Raw genomic sequence first — 23,745 nt, forward strand, 5'->3', positions numbered from 1 at the left:
AGGGGTTGTTGACCGCCAGTCGGAGGCAATCGGCCCGGTCGGCCGCGTGTCGGGCGCCGGGGGTGGAAGACAGCAGGGCACCCGGGAAACCACCGCAGCAGAGGTCGCCCATGCGCTTGCCCGCCATCCTCGCCGTCCGCGCAGCCGCCCAGTCCGCCGCCGTGCTCGCGCTGCTGGTGCCGGCGGTGTGGTGCGCAGCCGCGCAGTCCGCGGCGGCGTCGCCCTCGGCGTCCGCGCCCTCCTGCGGACGGCGGGAGAGCCCCCGCTTCCCGATCGACGCCCGGCTGTACGGCGGCCCGGCCCGGTACGCGCGGGGCGGCGGCTGGCGCACCTGGCACCTGGAGCTGCGCAACACCACACGCGTCGAGTGCCGCGCCATCCACCCCATCGCGATCCTCGTCGACCGCGCGCACGCCCTGCGGCCCGACCACATCCGGATGGAGTTCCTTGACCCTTACGCCGGCAGATGGCGGCCCGTCTCCTTCGAGACCACCGACGAGGACGAGAACATCGGGGTCTTCGACGACCCGTTCCAGGGCTTCACGGTGCCCGCGCGCGGGAGCGTGACGGCACAGGTGCGGTCCCGCTTCACCGGCTCCGCGCCGACCGGCCCCGTCACCGCGAACGTCATCACCATGGAGCGCCGCGCGGACGACGGGGACTGGGTCGGCCAGTCCGGCGACTACGACTTCCGCGTCGAGGGCGCGGCGAAGGCGGGTGCGCAGGAGAGCGGGGCCGGTACGAGGGAGACGGGGGAGCCCCACAAGAGCGGGGCCGGCACCAGCGGGACCGGCACCAGCGGGCCACGCGCGGGTGAGCGGCCCGGCGCCGGCAGGTCCGCCACCGAGGCGTCCCCCACGGGTGGGCCCGGCACCGACGGGCCCCGCACCGACGGGCCCTCCGCCGAACCCGAGCCAGGGCACCGCGCCGACCAGGGGACCGGCGCGGGCGGGCGCACCGGCGGCCCCGGGAAGGAGACGCCCGCGCGCACCGACTCCACCCCCGGCCCCCGCGGCGAGGGCAGCAGTCGCGACCATCTGCCGCCGGAACTCGCCGCGACGGGCCGGGGCGCCGTACTCCTCGGACTCGCCGTGACCAGTGGCGCGCTCATCGTCGTCGGCGGCGCGCTGGTGGCCAGGTCCCGTCGTCCGAGGGGATGAGAACCGTCTGCCGCTACTGGCCTCTGGGCGGCTCGCCACGGCGGCGGAGCTCTTCGTCCAGCTTCTCCGCGCTGCTCCGGGGCTGGTCGGCGGTGCCCTTGCCGCCCTTGCGCGCGGCCTGCCGCGCCCGGTCCTGACCCTTGTTGATCGCGTCCTTGAGCTTGTCCTTGATGCCCATCTGAATCTCCTTCGCGGGGGAGCGGAAGCGGCCTTGTAGACGCGGCCTCCCTCACCAGGATCGGCCGACCGCCCGGCTCTGTCGCGCCAAAGCGCCCGCCGCGGGGCAGCCCAAGGCCCGTCTGCCGAGGTCAGAGGGGACCTGGGCGGTCCAGTTCGCGGCCCGGCTGACTACGCTTGAGCATCCGGCCCACCCGCGGGGGCGCGGCCGGTGTCCCCACTCAGGCGCTATTGGTGCACGGCAGGAGAGTCCGCAATGGCAGAGCGCAAGCCGATCGAGTCCTGGCTCACCGACATGGACGGGGTGCTGATGCACGAGGGCATCCCGGTGCCCGGGGCCGACGCCTTCATCAAGCGGCTGCGCGAGTCCGGCAAGCCCTTCCTCGTCCTCACCAACAACTCCATCTACACCCCGCGCGATCTGCACGCCCGGCTGTCCCGGATAGGCCTCGACGTGCCGGTCGCCAACATCTGGACCTCGGCGCTGGCCACCGCCCAGTTCCTGGACGACCAGCGGCCCGGCGGCACGGCGTACGTCATCGGCGAGGCGGGGCTGACCACGGCCCTGCACGACATCGGCTATGTCCTCACCGACGTCGAGCCGGACTACGTGGTGCTCGGCGAGACCCGTACCTACAGCTTCGAGGCGCTCACCAAGGCCATCCGCCTGATCGACAACGGCGCCCGCTTCATCGCCACCAACCCCGACGAGACCGGGCCCTCCGCGGAGGGCGCGCTGCCCGCGACCGGCTCCGTGGCCGCGCTGATCACCAAGGCGACGGGGGCCGAGCCGTACTTCGTCGGCAAGCCGAACCCGCTGATGATGCGCGCCGGGCTGAACGCCATCGGGGCGCACTCCGAGACCAGCGCGATGATCGGCGACCGGATGGACACCGATGTGCTGGCCGGTCTCGAGGCGGGCATGGAGACCTTCCTGGTGCTCACCGGGGTCACCCAGGTCGAGGAGATCGACCGGCACCCCTTCCGGCCGTCCACGGTCGTGAACTCCATCGCGGACCTGGTCGAGCGGGTCTGACGCCGGCGGCATCCGTCTGACCCGTACGGAGCAGCCGGGGGCCGCAGCGGATGCGGCTCCCGGCGGCGCGCGTGAGCCTCGGTGGTGTCAGGAGGTTCACCATGCGTTCGCTCGCCCTCACGTTCCGTATGGCCGTCGGTGTGGCGGCGGTGGTCATGGCCATCGCCGGGCCCGCCGTCGCGGACCAGGAGGACAACGTCCCCGCGCGCCCGCCCCGCCACGTCCACCACGTCCACCACGCCCACCCGCGCACCGTGCCCGCCGACGGCGCGGCGCGCCACGCCATCGGCGGGGCCGAGGCGTACGGCTTGGGGCTCTCCGGGGGCACGGCGCTGGCCGTCGCCGGGCTCGCGGTGCACCGCCGCCGGCGCCCGGTCGGAACGGCGTCGGGCTGACGGCGGTGTACGGGAAGGGCTTCGGCCGGGTCGGCCGGCCGGTCGCGGGGGTGGCCTGGGCGGCGCTGCTGCTCGGGCTGTGGCTGTGGGGCCATGACACCGCGGAGGGCCCCGGCGGCGCGGTGCCGGTGACGGGCGACGTGGCGGCCGTGGGGCGGCCGCCCGCGCATCCGCTGCCGCCCTCCAGGGAACCGCTGCCGCCCGTGCGGGCGCGGCGCGTCGTCGTGGAGTCGGCGGGGATCGCGGCGCGGATCACCGGCGGGGACCGGGGCCGGGACCGGGGCTGGGGCCGAGGCGTGGGCCGGGGCGGGGGCTGGTACGGCGTGGGGGCGCGGCCGGGGGCCTCGGGTACGGCGGTGCTGATCGGGCCCGCCGACGCCGGCGTCGTCCACCGCCTCGGCGGGGTCAGACGCGGCGACGCGGTGCGGGTGATCCGGGCGGACGGGACGGTGGCCGAGTTCACGGTCGAGGGCGTGGAGCTGGTCACGGCCGGGCGGTTCGACGCGCGGTGGGTGTACGGGGCGCGGGCCCGGGGCCGGGCGGAGCTGCGGCTGGTCGCGAGAGACCCAGAGAACGGACCGAACGGGGCGAGCGGGGCGCACGCGGCGCACGCGGCGCACGGCGCGCGCGTGGTGGTGTCCGCGTATCTGACGGGGGTGCGGTAGGCGTGCGCGCCCCGGCGCGGTTCGGGGCCCGCACCACACCGGACGGGCGAAGTCACACAAAGGGCTGTGGAAAACCATTTGGGGGTCGGTGTGGTGTGTAAGCATGAATTCGACCGGTCTTGTCCTACCCGGGGGCCCGAGGAGCGCCCTCCGGAGCGTGCAGCCAAGGGGGAGTGGATGTACGGGAGTCACACCGGCCGTCGGCGCGGGGCTGTCCGCGTAGGGGTGGCGATGTGGGCGGCGCTGCTGTCGCTCGTGACGCTCTGCGGCTGCTTCGGCTCGTCGGCCTCCGACAGCGAGGAGGAGTCGATCGCGGCCGCCAAGCCCGCCCAGCGGCCCAGGAATGTCGTGCCGTACTGGGTGAATCCGGACGGCAGCGCGGCGCGGCAGGTCGCCGCGTACCGCAGGAAGGGGGAGGGCGAGGAGGCGAAGCTGATAGAGCGGATCGCCGCGCAGCCGGTCGCGGAGTGGCTGGGGGTGGACGATCCGGAGGGCCAGGCCCGAGGGTTCACCGAGGCGGCCGCCGAGGAGGAGCGCGACGCCCTGCTGGTCTTCTACAACATCCCGCACCGCGACTGCGGGCAGTATTCCAAGGGCGGCGCCGCCGACGGCGACACGTACCGCGCCTGGCTGGACAAGGCGGTCAGGGGCATCGGCGACCGGGCCGCCACGGTCATCCTGGAGCCGGACGCGCTGCCCCACGCGGTGGACGGCTGCACGCCCAAGCGGTTCCTGGAGGAGCGTTACGACCTGCTGACCGGGGCGGTGGACAAGCTCAAGGGGCTGCCCCGCACCAAGGTCTATCTGGACGCCGGGAATCCGCACTGGATCAAGGACCCGCGCCGGATGGCCGAGCCGCTGCGGCGCGCGGGGCTGAGGAAGGCCGACGGCTTCGCGCTCAACATCGCCAATTACCAGACCACCGAGGACAACAAGGCATACGGCAAGAAGCTCTCCGCCCTGGTCGGCGGCAAGCCCTTCGTGATCGACACCAGCCGTAACGGGAACGGTCCGGTGCCGGGCAAGGAGGACTCCGAGGCCTGGTGCAACCCCAAGGGGCGGGCGCTGGGCGAGACGCCGACGGTGCGCACGGGCGACAGGGCGGTCGCCGCCTATCTGTGGATCAAACGTCCGGGCGAGTCGGACGGCACCTGCAAGGGCGGCCCCAAGGCCGGCCAGTGGTGGCCGCGGTACGCGCTCGACCTCGCCCGTAACGCCGAATAGCCGGGTGGCCGGGGCGGGGAGGACCCGTCAGCGCTTGGAGGAGCGCGCCTTCGCGGGCGGCACCTCCACCCACACCGCCTTCGACGGGGTCCCCTCCTCGTCCACCACCGTGAGCATGTACCACCCCGGCGGGACCAGCGACGGGTCCCTCGGGATCCGGGCGGTGACGCTGTTGCGGCCGGCGACGAAGTCCAGCGCGATCGACCGCTGTTCGACATTGGTCACATGCGTGAAGGAGCCCGGGCGGATCAGCCTCACCCGCTTGATCGTCGGCGCGTGCGGGGTCCTGAAGGTGGCCTTCGCCCCGTGCTTGACGGTCCGCGGCGCGGTGTCGAGCACCGTGGGCCGCGCGTCGCGGAACAGATAGGGCGGGGTGTACAGGTCGATCTGCTGCTGGAACTTCCCCGGTTTGGTGTTGGCGGAGTCGCCGAACAGCGAGTCGGAGCCGAAGGTCATCACCCGGCCGTCGGGCAGCAGCAGCGCCCCGGAGTGGTAGTTGCGGCCCACCAGCGGGTCGGCCACACCGCGCGTGGTGTTGGTCCTGGGGTCGTAGAGCTCGGCCCGCAGCACATTGCTGCCGTCGCGGCCCCGGTAGTCGCCCGAGCCGTTGGTGGTCAGCAGGGTGTCGTCCGGGAGGATGACGCTGCTGGGGTAGCGGACCCTGGAGTACAGCTTCGGCCCGTCGCGGAAGCGCGGCTGTGCCGCGTGCAGATCGACGATCCGGGTCTTCGCGGTGGACCTGGGGTCCTCGCCGACCCCGCCGCCGCCGAGCACCATGTACCGCTGCTCCTGGGCCGGGGGCAGCAGCACGGACATCGACGTCTCCAGGATGTCCGGGTCGCTCATCCCGGGCACGGTCTTGAACACATTGGTCTTCAGATCCCAGATGCCGGGGGTGCGGCCCACGTCGTCGGGGCCGTATCCGGCGTTGGAGCCGGTGAAGAAGATCCTGCCGCCGTCGGTGAGGAAGAGCGCCGGGTACGTGGGGAAGAACCGCCTCTTGGGCAGGTACTTCCACTTCTTGGTCCGGGGGTCGTAGGTCTCGTTCTTCCCCGGCACGACCTGGCCGATCTCGTCCAGGCCTGAGACCGACAGCACCCGGCCGTCCTGGAGGGTGGTCAGGGTCGGGTACCAGCGGGCCTCGTGCATCGGGTCGACGGGGACATAGCGCTCGGCGACCGGGTCGAACTCGTAGGCGGCCTTGATGCCCTGGAAGTCCTTCTTGTCGAAGGACAGCTTCTGCGCGATGCCGTAGAAGTTCCGCCGGTCCTTGCCCTCGAGCCCCTCGATCCGGTAGTTGTCCTGGGTCCCGGTCTGGTACCGCTTCCCCTTGCGCAGCGCCTCCACATAGACCCGCGCGGTGCTGGCGGTCACGGTGACCTTGCCGGTCTTGCGGTTCTTGGTCTTCTTGGCGCGCGGGACCAGGACCGGGTCCTTGGACTCGAAGACCTTGCCGTTCTCCTTGCCGGTGAAGCGGGTGCCCGCGGGGAACGTCCTGGGCTTGTCCGGGTCCTCGTTGTGGACGAACATCAGCCCGCCGGCCTTCTCGATATCGCCCTTGAGCTTCTCGTACCGCTGGGTGCCGCCCGCCACCAGGAGTTTTCCGTCCGGCAGCTGGCTGTGTCCGGCGCAGAACAGGTCCTGGGGGGTGGGGACGTTCTTGAAGGTGTTCCTCTCCGGGTCCCACAGGACGCTCCGGAAGGACTTGGCGGCGAAGTTCTTCGCGTTGTTCCCGGAGCCGGCGACCAGCAGCACCTTGCCGGTGTGCAGCAGGGCGGCGTGGATCGTGTTGATCCGGTACTCCTCGGGGACGTTCACCACGTCCCAGTGGCCGTTCCTGGCCTTGTACTCCGGCTGGTTGATCTTGTAGTGGTGGTACTTGTCCGAGCTGAAGCGGTAGAGGGCCGGTCCGTTCATGCCGGCCAGCACGAGCACAGCCGCCGCACCGATCCCGAAGCGGCGGGTGCGGCGACTCGGTCGGTACTTCACGTCTTATCGTCCCCCAAGGGATGCTCCGGCGGTCTGTTTCCCGGTCCGTTTCTCCTGGCGGAGGGTCCACCGCCAGGCGATGATCGGCGCGGCTGTGACAGTCAGGGCAAGTGATGCCCAAACGGTCATCGCTGGATGACTGTGGTCGAAATAGAAGGAAGAGGCGAGCGACCCGCCGAAGACCGCCAGGAAGAAAAGGTGAATCCGGAAGGTGCCGAAGAGCGTGTCGGGGCTCGCCGAGTCGCCCTTGGGCGTCACCACGAACCTGCTCTTGCGGCGCAGTACGGCGTCCATCAGCGAACGGGCGTAGATCGGCGCGGCGAGGGCGGACATCACCATGCCGGCCACGCCGCCGGAGCCCTCCGGTTCGTGCGGGGAGACGTTGTGCCGGCGGTTCCAGACGTACAGACCGATCTGCAGGGCCGAGGCGTTGCCGTAGAGCATCATCCAGATGGCGGGGTCGATCTGGAGTCCCGAGGCGCCGAAGCCGAGGAAGAGCGTGCAGCTGAGGGCGGCGAGAATCCAGTTGAGCGCCGAGGACGGATAGAAGATCACCATCAGCGTGTAGTTGAGGAGCTTGCCCGGCGGCAGGGTGAGCGGCGCCTTCCAGAACTGTTTGAGCAGCGTCTCGTAGGTGCCCCGGGACCAGCGCAGCTGCTGGGTGAAGAAGTCGGTCCAGGCGCCCGGGCCCTCGCCGACCGCGAGCACGTCGGGGGTGTAGACGGAGCGCCAGGTGCGGCCGGTGGCGGGGTTGCGGTGGCGGTGCAGCTCGAAGCCGGTGGCCATGTCCTCGGTGATCGAGTCGTACAGCCCGCCGATGCCCTTGAGGGCGCTGATCCGCACGGCGTTGTTGGTGCCGACGAACATGGGGCCGCCATAGGCGTTCCCCGCGCGCTGGATGAGGGCGTGGAAGAGGAACTGCTGGCTCTCGGCGGCCTTGGTGACGGCCGCGTCGTAGTTGCCGTAGACCTGCGGGCCGACCACGAAGGCGATGTCGGGGTCGCGGAAGTAGCCGAGCATCCGCTCCAGGTAGTTGGGGAGCGGGACGTGGTCGGTGTCGACGGAGGCGAAGTAGTCGTAACGGTCGCCGTGGGCGTCCAGCCAGGCGTTGTAGTTGCCGTGCTTGGTTCTGGCGCGGTGCGGGCCCTTGGGCCGGTTCCACTTCTCGACGCCCTTGCGGGTGAAGTGGCGCACGCCCAGGCGCGCGCAGACCGCCTTGACCGCCGGGTCGTCGCCCTCGTCGAGGAGCCAGACGTGCAGCGTTCCGCGGTGGCGCACGCGCACCGCCGCCTCAAGGGTTCTGGTCACCATCTCCAGCGGCTCCTTGCCGGGCACGAAGGAGGTGAGGAAGGCGACCTTGGTGCCGGTCTCGGGCACCACCGGGACCGGGTCGCGGGCGACGAGGGTGGCGTGCGCGTTGGACAGCACGTTGAGCGTGCGGAACAGCTCGATCAGCCCGATGGAGACCAGCATCACGGTGTCCATGGCGGCCATGGCGGGGCCGACGCCCTCCCGCCTGGTCCAGTGGGCGGGCTGCATCAGCCACAGCAGCAGCCCCAGCGAGAGCAGGGGAGCGGCGCCGAGCAGCAGCGCGGCGCGGACCCGGTGCGGCTCCTCGGCCAGCAGCCCGCGGTAGCGCACCCGGTACGGTTTGGCCGAATGTCCGGCCCCTTGGGCGTCCGGTCGGCTGAGCGGGCCGGCGAGCCGGCTGTAGTGCTCGTAGTCGTACTTCGGCAGCGGCGGCCGGTGCCGGGGCGGTTCGCTCCGGTGCCGGGGCGGTTCGCCCCAGTGCTGCCACGGGAGGCGCGCGCTTGTCGTTCTCGGCGTCGACGTCATGAGTCATTCCCCCCGCACGCGCAAGCCGGCCGCGTGCCGAAGCCCGTTCGTCGTGTGCTCTCCCCCGAAACGGCCCCCTCTCGGCCGTACGGGCACATTAGTGGAGACAACCGACCATGCGGACATGGAACGGCAGGCCCGCGATGCGCAACAGCGAGAACCGGACCTTTCCGGCGGGGAGGGGTGAATCGGCCGCGGAGTGGGAAGAGGGGCGGGAAGCGGGGCAGGAAGGGGGATCAGGTCGACCGGGGCGCGGAGGGCCGGATCATTCCTGGTGCGGGGAGCGCAGCCGCTCCCGGATGTTGCCGAAGTGATCGCGGACGGCGGCCTCGGCCCGTACGACATCGCCGGTGCGGACCGCCTCCAGGATCTCCCGGTGCTGCCGGCAGGTGATCTTGGGGTCGGTGTGCAGATCCACCAGATCGGTGCGCACCCGGTGGAAGGCGTCCCAGAACGCCTCCAGCATCTCGCTGAGCAGCAGATTGTCCAGGCCGCGGTGGAGGGCGGCGTGGAAGGCCCGGTCGGTGTCGGCGCCCACGGCGCCCTCGGCGGCCTCCGCCTCCATCCGCTCGACCAGGGCGTCCAGCTCGGCCAGATCCGCCTGGGGTATGCGCCCGGCCAGCCGTGCGATCAGCCCGGTCTCCACCGCTTCGCGCAGCTCCAGCAGCTGCAGCAGGCTGTCCTCGCCGCGGTAGTGGCCGGCGACGGTGCGGAAGATCAGCCCCTCGATCATCGGGCCCATCGACATGGGGCCGACATAGGTGCCGAAGCCGTGGCGGATCTCCACGATGCCCATGGCCTGCAGCCCCTTGAGGGCTTCGCGCACGGAGTTGCGGCTGACGCCCAGCAGCTCCATCAGCTCGGTCTCGGTCGGCAGCGGGGCACCGGACGGCAGCCGCTGGTCGACGATCAGACGCTTGATGCGCTCCTGAATGTCGCTCGCCATGCCGCGATTGTGCGCCGTCACAGCCACCTCCGATCGGATCAGCTTAGCGGGGCGGGCGGCCGGGCGGGCGGCGGCGGGCGCCCTTGCGGAGCCGTCCTGGCCGCCCCGCCGCCGATGCCTCACCCGGGGGGCGCTTCCGTAAGCCGCCCGAGCATGTTCAAATGGGGCATACGTCCGCTATTGGCAGATGTAGGACATTTATGTTCTCTTGGGGACGCGCGTGGCGCGGGAGCCGGTCTCCTCGCCACCGAGTGAGGTCTCGATGAAGGAGTGGCAGGCGGCGAAGGCGACGGAGCGACCCCGGAGCCGGGGCGAGGAACGGCTCGCGCTGCTCTCCGCGGTGGATGCGGGGTTCACGGACCGCGAGGTGGTGCAGCACGCCCTGGACCAGGCGGTGGCGGAGCTCGGCGGCCTGGCGGGAGTGGTGCACTGGTCCTGCGGGCCCGCGGGGAGCTGCGCGCTGCGCCTGGTGCTCGCCACCGGACTGCCCCGGCCCGTCTTCCGGGAATGGGAGGAGATCCGGGAGGACGATGCCTCGCTCGCCCCGGTCCGCGCCGTGCGGGACGGCGGGTACGTCTGGATGCCCGCGGCCGCCCCTGGTCGCCCCGCCCCGGATGACCCCGCCCCCGGCGCCCCCGCCCCCGAGAGCCCCGCCCCCGATGACCCTGTCCCCGCCCCCGGGGCCGCGGGCCGGGTGTCGCGCGGGCGGCTGCCCCGGGACGCCATGATCGCCTCGGTTCCGCTGTCCGGCCCCGAGGCACGGCTGGGGGCGCTGTCCGTCGTCACCGGCCCCGGCGAGCCGACCGCCGGACAGCGGAGCTTCCTGGCGGCGGTGGCCGACTGGGTGGCGGAGCGCCTGGCCCGGTCCGCTCCGCTGGACACCGAGCGCTACCCCTGGTGGCAGGAACAGTGGCAGGAGTATCCGGGCGGATCCGACTTCCGGCTGGCGCGGAAGGCGGTCAGGATCGGCTCCTGGGAGTGGGGGATCCGCACCGGCGACATGGTCTGGGACCAGGCGGGGCTCACCCTCCTCGGGATACCCGAGGACTATCGGCACCGGATCGAGAGCTGGATCAACCTGGTCCACCCCGAGGACGTGCCGCGCGTGATGGCCGCGACCGAGGAGTCGCTGCGGACCCGCGGCATCTACGAGGCCGAGTACCGGGTCTGCCGCCCCGACGGAACCACCGGCTGGGTCCACAGCCGCGCCCACCTGGAGCTGGACGAGAGCGGCGAACCCATCCGCATGATCGGCCGGGTCTGGGACACCACGGAGAGCCGGATCGCGCGGGAGTCGGTCGGCCGGGCGCTGCGGTACATGAGCGACGGGTTCCTGGCGGTGAACCGGGAGTGGCGGATCACCTTCCTCAACGTCGAGGCCGAGCGCCTGGTCGGCCCCGCCGGGGAGGTACTCGGCCGGCGGCTGTGGGACGGTCCCGCGGGCACGGTCCCCGGCCTGGAGGGCCGCTGCCGGCAGGCCGCCGCCGACGGCAGGCCGGAGGGTTTCGACATCCAGTGGCCCACCGACGAGCGCTGGTACCACATCCGGCTGGTCCCGGTCCCCGACGGACTGACGGCCTACTTCACCGATGTCACCGACCGGCGGACCCGCGCCGCCCGGCGCGAGGCCGCGGAGCGCGCCGCCGCCGAGCAGGCGGCGCGGATCAGCGAGCTGACGAGCGCCCTCGCCGAGGCGGTGACCACGCGCGATGTCGTCGATGTCGTCGCCGCGCACATCCTGCCGCCGTTCGGCGCCTCGGGCCTGCTGATCCAGGCGATCGAGGGCGACCGGCTCCATGTGGTCGGATCGGTCGGATATCCGCAGAAATTCCTGCACATCATCGACGGGGTTCCGGTACTGAACGGCTACCAACCGGTCAATGACCTGATCAGCTCGCGCCTTCCGCGCTTCATCTCCTCGGCCGCGGAGTACGCCGAGCTCTTCCCCGACCTGGCCGGAAACCCCGCGATCGCGCAGAAGAACGCATGGGCCCTGCTGCCGCTGATCGTCTCGGGCACCCCGATCGGCTGCTGCACGGTCTCCTTCGACCGGCCCCGCCGCCTCAGCGGCGATGAGCGCACCCTGCTCACCGCGCTCAGCGGCATGGTCGCCCAGGCCCTGGCCCGCGCACGGCTCTACGACGCCGAACACGCCCGCGCCCAGGCGCTGCAGCGCGGACTGCTGCCCCGGGCCCTGCCCCCGTCCGCGGCCTTCACCGCCGCCGTCCGCTATCTGCCCGCCAGCAGCGGCACCGACGTGGGCGGCGACTGGTACGACGTGATCCCGCTGTCCGCGGAGCGGGTGGCCCTGGTCATCGGCGATGTGATGGGCCATGGGCTGACCGAGGCCGCCACCATGGGCCGGCTGCGCACCGCCGTGCACACGCTCGCCGACCTCGAACTGCCCCCCGAGGAGGTCCTCGCCCATCTGAACGACGTCGTGAGCGACCTGGGCGACGACTCCTACGCCACCTGCCTGTACGCCGTGTACGACCCGGTCACGGGCGGGTGCTCGCTCGCGCGCGCCGGCCACCCCCCGCCCTTCATCGTGCGTCCCGACGGAACCGTGGACAGCCTGGACCTGCCGCCCGATCCGCCCCTGGGCGCCGCCGAGCCCCCGTTCTCCACCGTCGAGCTGCGGCTGCCGGGCGACAGCGTGATGGTGCTGTACACCGACGGGCTGGTCGAGTCCGCCACCCGCGACATCGACCGGGGCATCGCCGAGTGCGCCCAGGTGCTGAGCCGCTGCCTCGGGCGGCGGCTGGCCGGGCTCCCGGCCGAGGACCCGCACACGGACGAGGGTCCGGCGGGGCCGCGCCCTGACCCCATGGTGGACCGCGAGCGTCTCGACCGCCTCTGCGACGTCCTGGTCGGCGCCATGCTGCCGGCCCAGCAGGTGACCGCCGACGACACCGCGCTGCTGATCGCCCGCCTCCACCGGCTGCCGGCCGAGGACGTCGCCGTCTGTCCGCTGCCCGAGGACCCGGTGGCCGCCGGCCACGCGCGCAGTTGCGTCCGCGAGCAGCTGGCGGCCTGGGGCCTCGACGAGCTGGTCATGACCACCGAGCTGCTGGCCAGCGAGCTGGTCGGGAATGTCGTCCGGCATGCGAAGGGACCGGTCCAGCTGCGTCTGATCCGGGGCCGGGCGCTGGTCTGCGAGGTCTCGGACGGCAGCGCCACCGTGCCCCGCATCCGCCGGGCCGCCGAGACCGACGAGGGCGGGCGGGGGCTGCAGCTGGTGGCGGCGCTCTCCCAGCGCTGGGGCACCCGCTACACCGCCCACGGCAAGTCGATCTGGACGGAACAGGCCATACCGTCCGCCTGCCGCCGGGCCCGGGAGGACCACCGAGCCCGGGTGGCGGCGGCGTGAGGGACGGCGGCGCGGGAGACGGGAGCGGCGGGACGACCGGACCCGCCGTGCCGGTGTACGGCGACGCGATCGCCAAGGTCGAGCCCTTCGGCACCGGCCACATCCCCGACCACGAGCGGCACGGCACGCCCCGGTCGCAGTTCTTCGTCTGGTTCGCCGCCGGGCTCAACTTCCCCATCGTCGTCCTCGGCTTCGCGGCCACCGGCTTCGGGCTGAGCCTCGGCGCGGCGATCGCCGCCATCCTGCTGGGCGCTCTCGTCGGCTCGGCGCTGGTCGCGATGATGAGCCGGATGGGGGTGCGGCTCGGGGTGCCCCAGCAGGTCCAGGCCCGCGGGCCGCTCGGCTACTACGGCAACTTCCTGCCCGTGGCCTATGTGAACGTGTTCGCCGGGATCGGCTGGGCGGCCGTCACCGCGATCCTGGGGGGCAAGGCGTTCGCCGAGCTGACCGGGGTGCCGTTCTGGATGTGCGCGCTGGCGCTCATGGTGGTGCAGGCGCTGGTCTGCGTCTACGGCTACAACATGATCAACCACCTGCAGCGGGTGCTGGCCTATGTCCTCACCCCGCTGTTCGTGCTGATCACCGTGGTGGCCCTGGTACGCGGCGGCGGCGCGGCGCACCCGGGCGAGCGCCCGGGCGCATCCCCGGGGGCCGGGGGCTGGATCACCTTCGCGGGCTGGTTCCTGGCCTTTCTGGTGGCCTGGGCGCCGTTCGCCTCGGACTACTCGCGCTATCTGCCGGACACCCCGGAGGTGGCCCGGCGCACGGCCTGGTACACCGGGCTCGGCAATTTCGTCACCATCTCCTGGCTCGGCACGGTGGGGGTCCTGGTGGGCAGCGGCGCCCACGGCTCGGACCCGATCGTGGCGCTGCACCGGCTGGCCGGGCCGTTCGCCGCCCCCGCGCTGATCGCGATCGCGGTGTCGGCCTTCGCGCAGAACTTCCTGAACATCTACGGCAGCGCGATCTCCCTGCAGACGCTGCGCGCACCGGTCTCCCGGGCCGGCGCGGTGATCTGCGTCAGCGCGCTGACGTACGGGGTCGTCCTGTGGGGCGCGGCCGGCACGGAGCAGAAGTTCGTCGCCTTCCTCAACCTCACCACGTACTTCATCGCGCCCTTCACCACCGTCCTGATCCTCCACTATCTGCGCGGCGGCGGGTCCGACAGCCGCCGGGTCGGCGAGCTGTACGACCGCGGCCGGGTGCTGGAGTGGGGCTTCGTGGCCTGGGCCGGCGGGGTGCTGGCGTCCGTGCCGTTCTGGAGCTCGCGGCTGCTGACCGGACCGCTCGCGTCGGCGCACCCGGGCTGGGGAGACTTGAGCATGTTCGTGGCGGCGGCCGTGGCCGCGGCGCTCTATCTGGCCCTCCACCGGCTGCCACCGCTGTGGACACAGGACAGGGGCCCCTCGGAGAACCGAGAAGCCCCTGGTCAGTTGGGATGACCCATGGTGCGCCGCCAGGGACTCGAACCCCGGACCCGCTGATTAAGAGTCAGCTGCTCTAACCAACTGAGCTAGCGGCGCCTGCTGACGGAAGAATCCTACCCGACCCGGAAGGGTGCTCCGGACCGGCTGCCCCGGCGGCGCTTCATTGGTATGGACATGTCCCGTGAATTGGTATGGACATGACCAAGAAAGCGCGGTTACTCTGCGACTTGGTCTAGACCGCAATGCACTCGGCTCGCCGAAGCACTCCCCACGTCTTCAGGAGCGAAGCATGCGCAAGAAGATCAGCGCCGCTGTGATCGGCATCGGGCTCGCGGCGGTCTCCATTCTCACCACCGGCGGCAGCGCCGCAGGCCACGCCTACACCGACTCGCCCATCAGCCGCCAGAAGCTGTGTGCCAACGGCACGGTCACCAACTGCGGCGACATCCAGTACGAACCGCAGAGCGTCGAGGGCCCCAAGGGCTTCCCGTCCGGCGGTCCGGCCGACGGCACGATCTGCGCGGGCGGCAACAGCCGGTTCTCCCAGCTGGACGACCCGCGCGGCGGCCAGTGGCCGACCACCAAGCTCACCGCCGGGAAGAGCTACACCTTCACCTGGCGGTTCACCGCCTCGCACGCCACGACGGACTTCAAGTACTTCATCACCAAGAACGGCTGGAACCCCAACGCGAAGCTCACCCGCGCGAGCCTGGACTCCACGCCGTTCCTGACCGTCCCGTACAACGGCCAGCGGCCGCCGTCCACGCTCTCCCACTCGGGCACCATCCCGAGCGGGAAGACCGGCCGGCACCTGATCCTTGCCGTGTGGACCGTCGCCGACACCTCCAACGCCTTCTACGCCTGCTCGGACGTGCAGTTCTGAGCCCCGTAAGGGCGCGGGGCCCGGCCACGGCCGGGCCCCGCGCTGTCTCAGGCGTCGTATAAGCCCGCCTTCACGCCGCGTACGAAGGCGGTCCAGACGGCCGGGGCGGCGCCCAGGACCGCGCCCGGGTCGTCGCTCTCGCGCAGCCGGACCAGGCCGCCCCACGCGGCGACCTCGACACACTGGCCCTCGCCCACGGAGTACGAGGACTTGCGCCAGCGCGGACGGGCCGCGCCGACGGGCGGATACGGGCTCGGGGACACATCATGCGGGTTCTCGGGCACTTCTGAGGTCTTCACGGTGTGGGGCCCTCTTTCCTAGGAGGCCGGCGATGAGGGCCTTCGTCTCATCCGTCGACAGCGAGCTGTCGACGATGTGGCCGAAGGCGTCGGCGAAGACATTCACGTCGTCGACTCCTTCGACGTACACGGGGCCTCGCAGGTTCTCCTGGGTGACCACGTCCGGCATCGGACCGGGGAAACCGACGAGCGTGAAGGCGCCCGCGTCCCCGGGGTTGGGCGCGGCGTCGATCGGCATCACCTGCAGCGTGACCGTGGGCCAGTCCGCGACGTCCAGCAGCCGCCGCAACTGCTCGGCCATGATGGCCGGGCGGCCGGAGAAGCGCCGGTGGAGGGCGGCCTCGTGGATCACCGCCCACAGCCGCAGCGGAGCGCGCGGGCGGGTCAGCACCGCCTGGCGGGCCAGCCGCACCTCGGCGAGCGCGGCGACCTCCGCCTCGCTGCGGGCGACCGCGTTGGCGGCGATCGTCTCCCGGGCGTAGTCGGGCGTCTGGAGCAGGCCGGGGACGACCAGCGGGGCGTAGTCGCGGACCGACTCGGCGTCGCTCTCCAGCGAGATGTAGTCGGCGTACGCGGGGGCCACCACACCGCGGTAGGTCTGCCACCAGCCGCGTTTCCCGGCGTCCCTGGCCAGCCTCTCGAGCGCGGCGCGGACTTCGGAGTCGCTGATCGCGTAGGCCTCCAGCAGGGTGGCGACCTCCGTGGCGCGGATGGTCGCGTTCGCGTTCTCTATGCGGGACAGCTTCGGGGCGCTCCAGCGGCGGGCGTCCGTACGTCCCCCCTGGGCCGCGTTCAGCGCCCGCGCGGCCGCGTCCAATGTCATCCCCGCTTCGGTACGCAGCTTCCGCAGAGTGGACCCCAGCCGCCTGCGCCGCACGGTGGGCACTGGGTGGTAGGACATGTCGCCAGTCTGACGTATCGCCAACTACAACCACCAGGCGGCATATGCCAGTCTTGCGCGAGTGGGTCGAAACATTGCGAGTAGCACGGACATGGGACAGGATCGCCTGTGCGACACGGCAGCGCGCCGTGCCTTGGAGGGCCCTGGACGACATGGCAGAGAACATCCCGCAGGGAGCACCGCCCAGCGGTAGCTGGGGCAGATACGAGCTGCGCCTGCGCGTCCATCCGCAGACACTCGCGGATGTGCGCCGCGTCGTGGGCGCTCGGCTGCGCCAGTGGGGCCGCGAGGAGTTGATCACCGCGGCGGCGATGTGTGTCACCGAACTGCTCTCCAACGTCCACAAGCACGCGGCCTCTCCCGACTGTGTGCTCACCCTCGAGAACCGCCCGTACGGCATAAGGGCCGCCGTGAGCGACAGCGAGTCGTCGCTGCCGGTGGTCAAGGAGCCCGACTTCCTCTCCGAGAGCGGGCGCGGGATGTTCCTGCTCAGCAAGACGGCCGACGAATGGGGCACGGACCTCAACACCACCGGTAAGACGGTCTGGTTCACCCTTCGGGCGGAATCGGTCGGTCCGTGAACCGCCGTTCGGTAGCGTGCCGTTCGGTGGCGGGATGCGAGCCGGGGAGGGGCCCATGGATCCGGTGACGGCGGGTGCGCTGATCGCGGCGGTCAACGCGGTGGTGTCCGGAGCGGGGGGCGAGGCCGGCCGGCGGGCGCTGGAGGCGCTGGGCGCGCTGTCCCGCAGGGTGCTGCGGCGGAGCCCGTCCGACCCGGCGGCCGACCCGGCGTCCGATCCGTCGGGCGCCCCGGGCGCGGATCCGGCGGGTGACCCGGCGGGCGATGGCGGGCCCGTCGCGATCCCGTACGACGACCCCGAGCAACTGCGCCGACTGGCCGAGCTGTTGGCCGAACAGGCACGGCGCGACCCCGAGCTGGCGCGCGATCTGGCGGCCTGGATGAGCCGGTACGGAACACCGGCCCAAGAGGCGGGCACCGTCCACAATTCCGTCTCGGGTGACGCGCGGATCACCGGGCCGGTGATTCAGGGCCGGGATTTCCACGGCCCGATCAGCTTCGGCCCGCAGTGACGGCCCATGGCGGCGGCCTACGGGCCCGGTGGAGCCTCACCCCCGGACGGGGGTACCTCGACGGCCCGTTGACGGCTGGCAGCAACCGGACAGCCGGCCCGGCCGTCGCTCGCTCAGGGTGGCTCGATGGCTGCGCTGGGTGTCGTGCGGGCGGCTGAGCGGCGCGGATACATGCAACTTCCTGACAGGGTGCGTGTCGTTGCGCGCGTGAGGCGTTGCGGTAGGGTCTGACACGCCGTCATTTGCCTACTCTTTACCTGACTCGTTGCGTTGACGCCGTCGCTGTGCGCGAATTACTGTCGTCAATGGAATTGCATAGCATTTTTTGCGCCAAGTAATTCTCGAACCAGGCTCGAATTTCAGAAAACAGGTCGCCTTCGCCCTGCAGGGGAAGTCATGGTTGGTCTTGCGAGGATGCCCGAGCCGTCACCCGAGCGCGGGGCGGCCGGTGCCCCGGGCCCGGACCATGTGGAGCGGGCGCTGCTGGCGGCCCATGACCTGATCGAATCGGTGGTGACCCGGCACCGCCAGAGTCAGGCCCACCGGCCGTGGGTGCGGGCCGGGCCCGGCCACCCGTCGGCCGCGGAGGCCGCCGACCGGCTCATCGCCGGGGCGGAGCGGACCGTGGCCGTGGTGCTGTCCGGCGACCCGGAGCAGGAGGAGGCCGTCTGCGCGGCGCTCGCCCGCCCGCCCTGCCCAGGCCGCGAGGGCGTCACCGTCCGGCTGCTGTGCCTGCCGGACGCCCCGACCGGCCCGCGGGTCCCCGCGCTGGCGCGCACCGACCCGCGCTGCGAGGCGCGGACGGCCGACGGGACGTTACCCGAGGCCCTGCTCGTCGACGGCCGGGTGGGTTACGTACGGCCGGAGCCGGGACCGGGGCCCGGGCGGGCCGGACCGCCGCTCTCGCTCGTGGAGGACGCGGCCACGGTGCAGGCCCTGGACCTGATGTTCGCCGGGGCGTGGGGGAACGCCGTGGCGCTCGCCGAACCGCCGGGCCCGGCCGGACGGCTGTGCACCGACACCGCGCGGCGGATCCTGGAGTGCCTGCGGGCCGGGGTCACCGACGAGGTGGCCGCCCGCGACCTCAAGGTGTCGCTGCGCACCTACCGCCGTCACGTCGCGGAGATCATGCGCGAGCTGGGGGCGCATTCCCGGTTCCAGGCGGGGGTACGGGCGGTGGAGACGGGGGTTCTGCCAAGCCGCCCCTGAAGCACTCGAGACCTGACCATGTCGCGAGGCGGGACGACGAAGCGATGACCAAGCGATGACGGACCGGATCAGGGAACGGATCACGGACCGGATTGCGGACCGGACCACCGAGCCGGCCGCCGCGGTCGAGGACGCCCTCGACCGCACCCTGCAAGAGGTGCGCACCCTGCTGGAGTCCACCGTCCACGAACACCGGGCCCGGCAGGCCAGGAACGAGCTGTTCACCGAGGTGGGGACGGCGGACGCGGCCTTTCTCGCCGCCGCCGAACAGGTCGCCGGCCGGGCCGTGCGCAGCGTCGACGCCGCCTTCCCGGAGCCCACGCCCCGGCTGGCGGCCGACCACGCGGCCCTGCACACCCTGGTCTCGGGCCTCGGCGAGGCCATTGACGTACGGGTGCTGCGCACCAGGCCCCCGGCCGAACCCGGCCCGGCGCTCGGACCGGGCGGCGGCCTCGGGGCCCGCCCTCCGGAGATCCGGATCGCGGCGGTGCCGCTGCCCACGGCCGTGATCGCCGACGGCCGGACCGCCCTGGTGTGCGCGGACTCGGCCGACGGGCGGCAGGCCTCCCTCGTCCAGGACCCGGCCGTGGTCGCCGCCCTGCACACCATGTTCGGCAACATCTGGCGCACCGCCGCGCCCGCCCCCCGCCCGCTCGACTTCGGCAACCGCGCCCGCACCGAGATGGTGCGGCGGGTGCTGCGGCGGCTGGGCGACGGGGTCACCGACGAGGCCGCGGCACGGGAGCTGGCGATCTCGGTGCGCACCTACCGGCGCTACGTCACCGGAATCCTGGAGTTACTCGAGGTGAACTCCCGTTTTCAGGCGGGGGTGCGCGCCTGTGAGCTCGGCATCCTCGACCGATTCTCCACCGGCGGATGAAACGGAAGGATTTCCTTGTTCCCCACCACATTGTGATCCTGAGCGGGCTGGCGATAGGTTGCACGCGGGCGTGCCGGGAGATCTGGCAACAGCCGGTAATACAAGGGGATTTGGGGATGACGCAAGGGCGCGGAAGGGGTGCGACCGCCACGGCGGGCGCCAGTGGCGGGCCGGAGACGGAACCGTCGCATTCACCCCGGCCCGGACAGGTACGAAAGTCCGGGAAAAACGGCGGAAAAGCCTCGCACGCGGGTCGCGCACGTCAAAGCCCCAAGGGGGCGCACGGCCGCCGAGTTCGCGGGAACGCGGCCGGATCGGCGGCCCGCGGGGTGCTTCCGCCGTTCGTATTCGGGCTGGCCCTGCTCATCGTGTGGGATCTCGCCATCCGTACGGGCGCCGTGGACACGTTCTACCTTCCGGCGCCGTACGACCTGGCGAAACATTTCGTCGACCAGGTGCTGCACGGCGATCTGCGCGACTACACCAAGGAGACGGTGTGGGAGGCGCTGGCGGGCAGCGGCATGGGGCTCGGAGTGGCCCTGCCGCTCGGCTACCTCATCGCGCGCAGTGACCTCGCGGCCTCGGCCCTCCAGCCGTATCTGGCCGCTTCGCAGGCGGTGCCCGCGGTGGCCCTGGCCCCGCTGTTCGCGCTCTGGCTCGGCTACGGGCTGCTGCCCATCGCCGTGCTCTGCGCGCTGCTGGTCTTCTTCCCCATCCTGGTGAACACCGTGCTGGGCCTGCGTTCGCTGGACCCCGATGTGATGGGGGCGGCGCGCGTGGACGGCGTGGGGTGGTGGGGGATGCTGTGGTACATCGAGCTTCCGCTCGCGCTGCCCAGCATCCTCGCGGGGGTGCGCAACGGCTTCACCCTGTCCATCACCGGCGCGGTGGTCGGCGAGTTCGTCATGGGCGGCGAGGGTCTTGGCCAGCTCCTGTCGGTCCAGCGGCAGGAGGCCGACACCATCGGGCTGTTCTCGACGCTCGTCATGCTCGCACTTCTCGCCGCCGGCTTCTATGGCGTGATCCGCCTGGTCGAGCGGCTCGTACAGCGCTGACTGACATCTTCCACTCACTGAGGAGAAGTACGTGCGTTTGGTAAGGACGTCCACAAGGCACACCCTGAGACACCGGGTCATGGGGGCGGCTCTCGTGTCGGTGGTGGCGGCGGCCACCCTGACCTCATGCGCCGAGAAGCCGAAGGACGCGGGGGGCAAGAGCGGCGACAAGATCACGGTCGGGCTGACGTACACGCCCAACATCCAGTTCGCCCCGTTCTATGTGGCGGTCGAGAAGGGGTACTACAAGGACGCCGGGCTGAATGTCAGCCTGCGCCACCACGGTGCCGCGGAAGACCTCTTCGGAGCCCTGAAGTCGGGCAAGGAGGATGTCGTCTACGCGGGCGGGGACGAGATGCTACAGGCCCGCTCCAAGAATCTCCCCATCGTGGACATCGCCACCTTTTATCAGAAATACCCCGTGGGCCTGATCGTCCCCAAGGATTCCGACATCAAGAAGCCCACGGACCTGAAGGGCCGTACGATCGGCACCCCCGGCCCCTATGGCGAGACCTATTTCGGTCTGCTGGCCCTGCTGAAAGAGGGCGGGCTCTCTCCCAAGGACGCCAAGGTGAAGAACATCGGCTTCACCCAGCAGGCGGCGCTGACCGGCAAAAAGGTCGAAGGCGTGATGGGCTACCTCAACAATGACGCCATTGCCTTCCAGGAGGCCGGCCAGGAGGTCCGCTCCCTGACGCTCGACGGAGGCGACCAGGGCGATCCGCTGGTCGGTGTGGGAATCGGCGTCAAGGAAAAGACGCTGGACAAGCGCGGCGACGACATGAAGAAGTTCGTCGACGCCACCCTGCGCGGTCTGCAGTACGCCATCGACAAGCCCGAGGACACCGTCAAGCTCAGCCAGAAGTACGTCCCCGGCCTCGGCGACGAGAAGCGCCAGAAGAACGCGCTCGCGGTGCTCAAGGCCACCACGCCCATGATGCAGAACGACGCGGGCGAGCTGGGCACCAACGACGCGCAGAGCTGGAGCCGCATGGCGGACTTCATGTACGACCAGGGCCTGCTGGAGAAGACGGTCACCCCGGAGGACGCGTACTCCAACGACTATCTGCCCAAGTCGTAGCCGCCGGCCGCCGGGCGGCGGGAGCTCACCCGCCCGCCGCCCGGCGGTGCAGCGCGCCCGCCACCGCGAATGCCACCGCCGCGCCGACCGTGAGCGCCACCCAGCTGCCCGTCGCCGAGGCGTGCACGATCACGAACAGCCCGATCGGCGGCCCGGAGGCCGTGCCGAGGTTCCACGCCAGCGACGCCAGGGCGCTCGCCCGGCCCACGGCCGCCTCCCCCGACCAGCGCAGCAGCAGCGGATAGAACGCGGAGGAATACATCAGCTCGCCCGCCGCGAACACCACCGCGAAGGCCAGCAGCAGCCCGTACCGCACCAGCGGCGAGGCGGCCTCCCCGGCGAGCACCGCGCCCAGACCGCAGCCGAACGCCGCCACCCACAGCACCGGACCGGCGGCCAGCGCGACCGTCTCCGGCAGCCGCTCCAGCCGCCGCCGCAGCAGCGGCTGCAGCGCCACCAGCGCGAACGAGTTCGCCGCCACCACCGTGGACACCCACCCCAGCGTGATGCCCATGTGGTCGTGGAGCAGCAGCGGCACCGTCGCCTCGATCTGGGTGAAGCCGACGATCGCGAACAGCGCCTGGGCCAGCACCAGCAGCGCCATCGGGCGGGCGCGCAGCAGCGTGCGGTACGTCGGCCCGCCGCCCTTCTCGCCCTTCTCCTCGGTCACCTTGGCGGATTCCCGCGGCCGCATGACCCAGATCGCCACCAGCAGCGGCACCGCGGCCGCCGCGTTGGCCACGTACAGCCAGCGCAGCGTCCCGACGGGCGCCTGCGCCCCGCGCAGCGCCAGACCGGCGACGACCGAGCCCGCCCCGATCCCCACGTTGTTCACGATGTGGCGGACGGAGAAGGCCGTACGGCGCCCGCTCTCCGGGACGGCGGCGTCCACGACGCCCACGATCGAGGCGTAGAACAGCCCGAAGCCCACCCCGACGCACGCGCCCGAGACCAGGACCGGCACCACCGCGTCGACCGGGGCCAGCATCCCGTACCCGACCGCGAGCGCCGCGGCGCCCAGCGCCCCCACCCGGTGCGGCCCCGCCCGGTCCGCGAGCGGCCCGCCGAACAGCGCGGCGGCGAAGCTGGCCGCCGCCATGGCGATGAAGTAGCCGCCGGCGGCCCGGGAGCCGAGCCCCAGCAGTTCGCTGATGTAGATGGAGGTGAACGGGAAACACAGGCCGTTGCCCAGGGTGGACAGCAGCAGACAGCCCATGAGCAGGCGAAAGCGCCGCCCCAGCACCTCGCGGGGCTCCGCTGCGCCAGCCGTCAAGAAGCCCGCCCGGCGCCCAGCGCCTCGCGCACCTTCAGCAGCTCCTCCACCTGGCGCAGGTCGTACGGCGCGGCCAGGGACAGCACCACATGGACCGCGCCGGCCTCGGCGAAGCCCTCCACCAGCGGCAGCTGGTCCGGGTTGACCATGACCGTACGGGCCACCTCGCCCGGGTCGCGGCCGACGCGCTCGCACCACTGGTCCAGCACGCCGTTGAGCTCGCGGAAGTCGGCGACCGGGTCCTCGGAGGCCCAGCCGTACCAGTTCCACCAGTCGGCCTCGCGCGCCACCAGCTCCAGGGTGCGCCGCCGCCCGGCCCCGCCGATCAGCAGCGGAAGCGGCCCCGCGGGCCCGGGATTGAGCTTCCCCAGCCGCTCCTTGACCGCGGCGACGGCCGCGGCGAACGCGTCCACGCGTGTCGCCGGGCCCGGGAACGGGATGCCGTACTCCGTGTGCTCCGCCTCGAACCACCCCGCGCCGAGCCCCAGCACCAGCCGCCCGCCGCTGAGCTGGTCGACGGTGCGGGCCATGTCGGCGAGCACATGCGGATTGCGGAACGCGGTGCAGCTGACGAGGGGGCCGATCGTGGCCCGGCTGGTCTCGACGGCCATCGCGGACAGCAGCGACCAGCACTCGAAGTGGTTGCCGGACGGGTCCCCGTGGTGCGGCAGGAAGTGGTCCCAGGTCCAGATGGAGTCGACGCCCAAGGCGTCGGCCTCGCGCCAGGCGGCGCGCAGCGGGGCGAGCTCGGTGTGCTGGGGGTGCAGCTGCACACCCACGCGCAGGGTGTTCTCGTGCGGGGGCACGGTGTTCCTCTTTCTGAGTAGTGGTGGAAATGCCGCCCGCG

Annotated in this window: 22 protein-coding genes and 1 tRNA gene; 14 read left to right on the forward strand and 9 right to left on the reverse strand. The window is 71.9% G+C overall.

What is annotated here, in order from left to right; genetic code table 11:
• The first annotated feature begins 110 nt into the window (after positions 1–110).
• Complete coding sequence (locus ACFZDL_RS42630) at positions 111–1,160, forward strand: hypothetical protein (protein ID WP_353595795.1); 1,050 nt, start codon at positions 111–113, stop codon at positions 1,158–1,160.
• A gap of 13 nt (positions 1,161–1,173) precedes the next feature.
• Here ACFZDL_RS42630 and ACFZDL_RS42635 read toward each other — a convergent pair whose 3' ends face one another.
• A complete protein-coding gene (locus ACFZDL_RS42635) occupies positions 1,174–1,338 on the reverse strand; it encodes an antitoxin (RefSeq protein WP_353595796.1) in 165 nt (54 codons plus the stop codon).
• 255 nt (positions 1,339–1,593) lie between these two features.
• On the opposite strand from ACFZDL_RS42635, the gene ACFZDL_RS42640 reads away from it, so the two are divergent.
• The 4 genes from ACFZDL_RS42640 to ACFZDL_RS42655 all read left to right on the forward strand — a co-directional run bounded on the left by ACFZDL_RS42640 (position 1,594) and on the right by ACFZDL_RS42655 (position 4,657).
• Positions 1,594–2,373 carry an HAD-IIA family hydrolase gene (locus ACFZDL_RS42640; RefSeq protein ID WP_353595797.1) on the forward strand — a complete coding sequence of 260 codons (780 nt, stop codon included), beginning with the start codon at positions 1,594–1,596 and terminating at the stop codon, positions 2,371–2,373.
• A 101-nt stretch (positions 2,374–2,474) separates the two neighbouring features.
• A complete protein-coding gene (locus ACFZDL_RS42645) occupies positions 2,475–2,768 on the forward strand; it encodes a hypothetical protein (RefSeq protein WP_353595798.1) in 294 nt (97 codons plus the stop codon).
• A gap of 5 nt (positions 2,769–2,773) precedes the next feature.
• Positions 2,774–3,433 (forward strand): sortase domain-bontaining protein, encoded by a 660-nt coding sequence (locus ACFZDL_RS42650; RefSeq protein ID WP_353595799.1) that lies wholly within the window; start codon positions 2,774–2,776, stop codon positions 3,431–3,433.
• Positions 3,434–3,610: 177 nt separating this feature from the next.
• Positions 3,611–4,657, forward strand: coding sequence for a glycoside hydrolase family 6 protein (locus ACFZDL_RS42655; RefSeq protein ID WP_353595800.1), 1,047 nt, complete (start codon positions 3,611–3,613; stop codon positions 4,655–4,657).
• Between the two features lie 27 nt (positions 4,658–4,684).
• On the opposite strand, the gene ACFZDL_RS42660 is transcribed toward ACFZDL_RS42655, so the two are convergent.
• From ACFZDL_RS42660 to ACFZDL_RS42670, 3 genes are all read right to left on the reverse strand, one after another.
• Complete coding sequence (locus ACFZDL_RS42660) at positions 4,685–6,646, reverse strand: kelch motif-containing protein (protein WP_353595801.1); 1,962 nt, start codon at positions 6,644–6,646, stop codon at positions 4,685–4,687.
• A gap of 3 nt (positions 6,647–6,649) precedes the next feature.
• Entirely contained in the window at positions 6,650–8,482 is a 1,833-nt protein-coding gene (locus ACFZDL_RS42665) for a cellulose synthase catalytic subunit (protein WP_353595802.1), read from the reverse strand.
• A 265-nt stretch (positions 8,483–8,747) separates the two neighbouring features.
• Positions 8,748–9,428, reverse strand: coding sequence for a FadR/GntR family transcriptional regulator (locus tag ACFZDL_RS42670; protein ID WP_353595803.1), 681 nt, complete (start codon positions 9,426–9,428; stop codon positions 8,748–8,750).
• 262 nt (positions 9,429–9,690) lie between these two features.
• Between ACFZDL_RS42670 and ACFZDL_RS42675 the strand changes: the two genes are divergently transcribed.
• Together ACFZDL_RS42675 and ACFZDL_RS42680 are read left to right on the forward strand one after the other, a co-directional pair.
• The gene (locus ACFZDL_RS42675; RefSeq protein WP_353595804.1) at positions 9,691–12,798 is read left to right on the forward strand and encodes a SpoIIE family protein phosphatase; all 3,108 of its coding nucleotides are present in this window, start codon (positions 9,691–9,693) and stop codon (positions 12,796–12,798) included.
• The gene (locus ACFZDL_RS42680; protein ID WP_353595805.1) at positions 12,795–14,240 is read left to right on the forward strand and encodes a cytosine permease; all 1,446 of its coding nucleotides are present in this window, start codon (positions 12,795–12,797) and stop codon (positions 14,238–14,240) included. The genes ACFZDL_RS42675 and ACFZDL_RS42680 overlap by 4 nt, the downstream gene beginning before the upstream one ends.
• A 4-nt stretch (positions 14,241–14,244) precedes the next feature.
• On the opposite strand, the gene ACFZDL_RS42685 is transcribed toward ACFZDL_RS42680, so the two are convergent.
• Positions 14,245–14,321 (reverse strand) — tRNA-Lys (locus ACFZDL_RS42685).
• A 193-nt stretch (positions 14,322–14,514) separates the two neighbouring features.
• On the opposite strand from ACFZDL_RS42685, the gene ACFZDL_RS42690 reads away from it, so the two are divergent.
• Positions 14,515–15,108, forward strand: a complete 594-nt coding sequence (locus tag ACFZDL_RS42690) for a lytic polysaccharide monooxygenase (protein ID WP_353595806.1) — start codon at positions 14,515–14,517, stop codon at positions 15,106–15,108.
• A gap of 47 nt (positions 15,109–15,155) precedes the next feature.
• On the opposite strand, the gene ACFZDL_RS42695 is transcribed toward ACFZDL_RS42690, so the two are convergent.
• Entirely contained in the window at positions 15,156–15,407 is a 252-nt protein-coding gene (locus tag ACFZDL_RS42695) for a DUF397 domain-containing protein (protein ID WP_353595807.1), read from the reverse strand.
• Complete coding sequence (locus ACFZDL_RS42700; RefSeq protein WP_353595808.1) at positions 15,373–16,308, reverse strand: DUF5753 domain-containing protein; 936 nt, start codon at positions 16,306–16,308, stop codon at positions 15,373–15,375. Before ACFZDL_RS42700 ends, ACFZDL_RS42695 begins: the two co-directional genes overlap by 35 nt.
• A 152-nt stretch (positions 16,309–16,460) precedes the next feature.
• Between ACFZDL_RS42700 and ACFZDL_RS42705 the strand changes: the two genes are divergently transcribed.
• The 6 genes from ACFZDL_RS42705 to ACFZDL_RS42730 all read left to right on the forward strand — a co-directional run bounded on the left by ACFZDL_RS42705 (position 16,461) and on the right by ACFZDL_RS42730 (position 21,625).
• A complete protein-coding gene (locus ACFZDL_RS42705) occupies positions 16,461–16,889 on the forward strand; it encodes an ATP-binding protein (protein WP_353595809.1) in 429 nt (142 codons plus the stop codon).
• A 55-nt stretch (positions 16,890–16,944) separates the two neighbouring features.
• Positions 16,945–17,400 (forward strand): hypothetical protein, encoded by a 456-nt coding sequence (locus ACFZDL_RS42710; protein WP_353595810.1) that lies wholly within the window; start codon positions 16,945–16,947, stop codon positions 17,398–17,400.
• A 414-nt stretch (positions 17,401–17,814) separates the two neighbouring features.
• Complete coding sequence (locus ACFZDL_RS42715; protein ID WP_353595811.1) at positions 17,815–18,609, forward strand: helix-turn-helix transcriptional regulator; 795 nt, start codon at positions 17,815–17,817, stop codon at positions 18,607–18,609.
• 55 nt (positions 18,610–18,664) lie between these two features.
• Positions 18,665–19,489 carry a DNA-binding response regulator gene (locus tag ACFZDL_RS42720; RefSeq protein WP_353595812.1) on the forward strand — a complete coding sequence of 275 codons (825 nt, stop codon included), beginning with the start codon at positions 18,665–18,667 and terminating at the stop codon, positions 19,487–19,489.
• Positions 19,490–20,010: 521 nt separating this feature from the next.
• Entirely contained in the window at positions 20,011–20,544 is a 534-nt protein-coding gene (locus tag ACFZDL_RS42725) for an ABC transporter permease subunit (RefSeq protein ID WP_391194085.1), read from the forward strand.
• A gap of 79 nt (positions 20,545–20,623) precedes the next feature.
• Positions 20,624–21,625 (forward strand): ABC transporter substrate-binding protein, encoded by a 1,002-nt coding sequence (locus tag ACFZDL_RS42730; protein WP_353595813.1) that lies wholly within the window; start codon positions 20,624–20,626, stop codon positions 21,623–21,625.
• Between the two features lie 25 nt (positions 21,626–21,650).
• Here the strand turns inward: ACFZDL_RS42730 and ACFZDL_RS42735 are convergent, their stop codons facing one another.
• Complete coding sequence (locus ACFZDL_RS42735) at positions 21,651–22,898, reverse strand: MFS transporter (RefSeq protein ID WP_353595814.1); 1,248 nt, start codon at positions 22,896–22,898, stop codon at positions 21,651–21,653.
• Positions 22,895–23,704, reverse strand: a complete 810-nt coding sequence (locus tag ACFZDL_RS42740) for an LLM class F420-dependent oxidoreductase (protein ID WP_353595815.1) — start codon at positions 23,702–23,704, stop codon at positions 22,895–22,897. Before ACFZDL_RS42740 ends, ACFZDL_RS42735 begins: the two co-directional genes overlap by 4 nt.
• Positions 23,705–23,745 lie beyond the last annotated feature (41 nt).

The sequence above is a fragment of the Streptomyces sp. NPDC007917 genome (assembly GCF_042959105.1).
GTDB lineage: Bacteria > Actinomycetota > Actinomycetes > Streptomycetales > Streptomycetaceae > Streptomyces.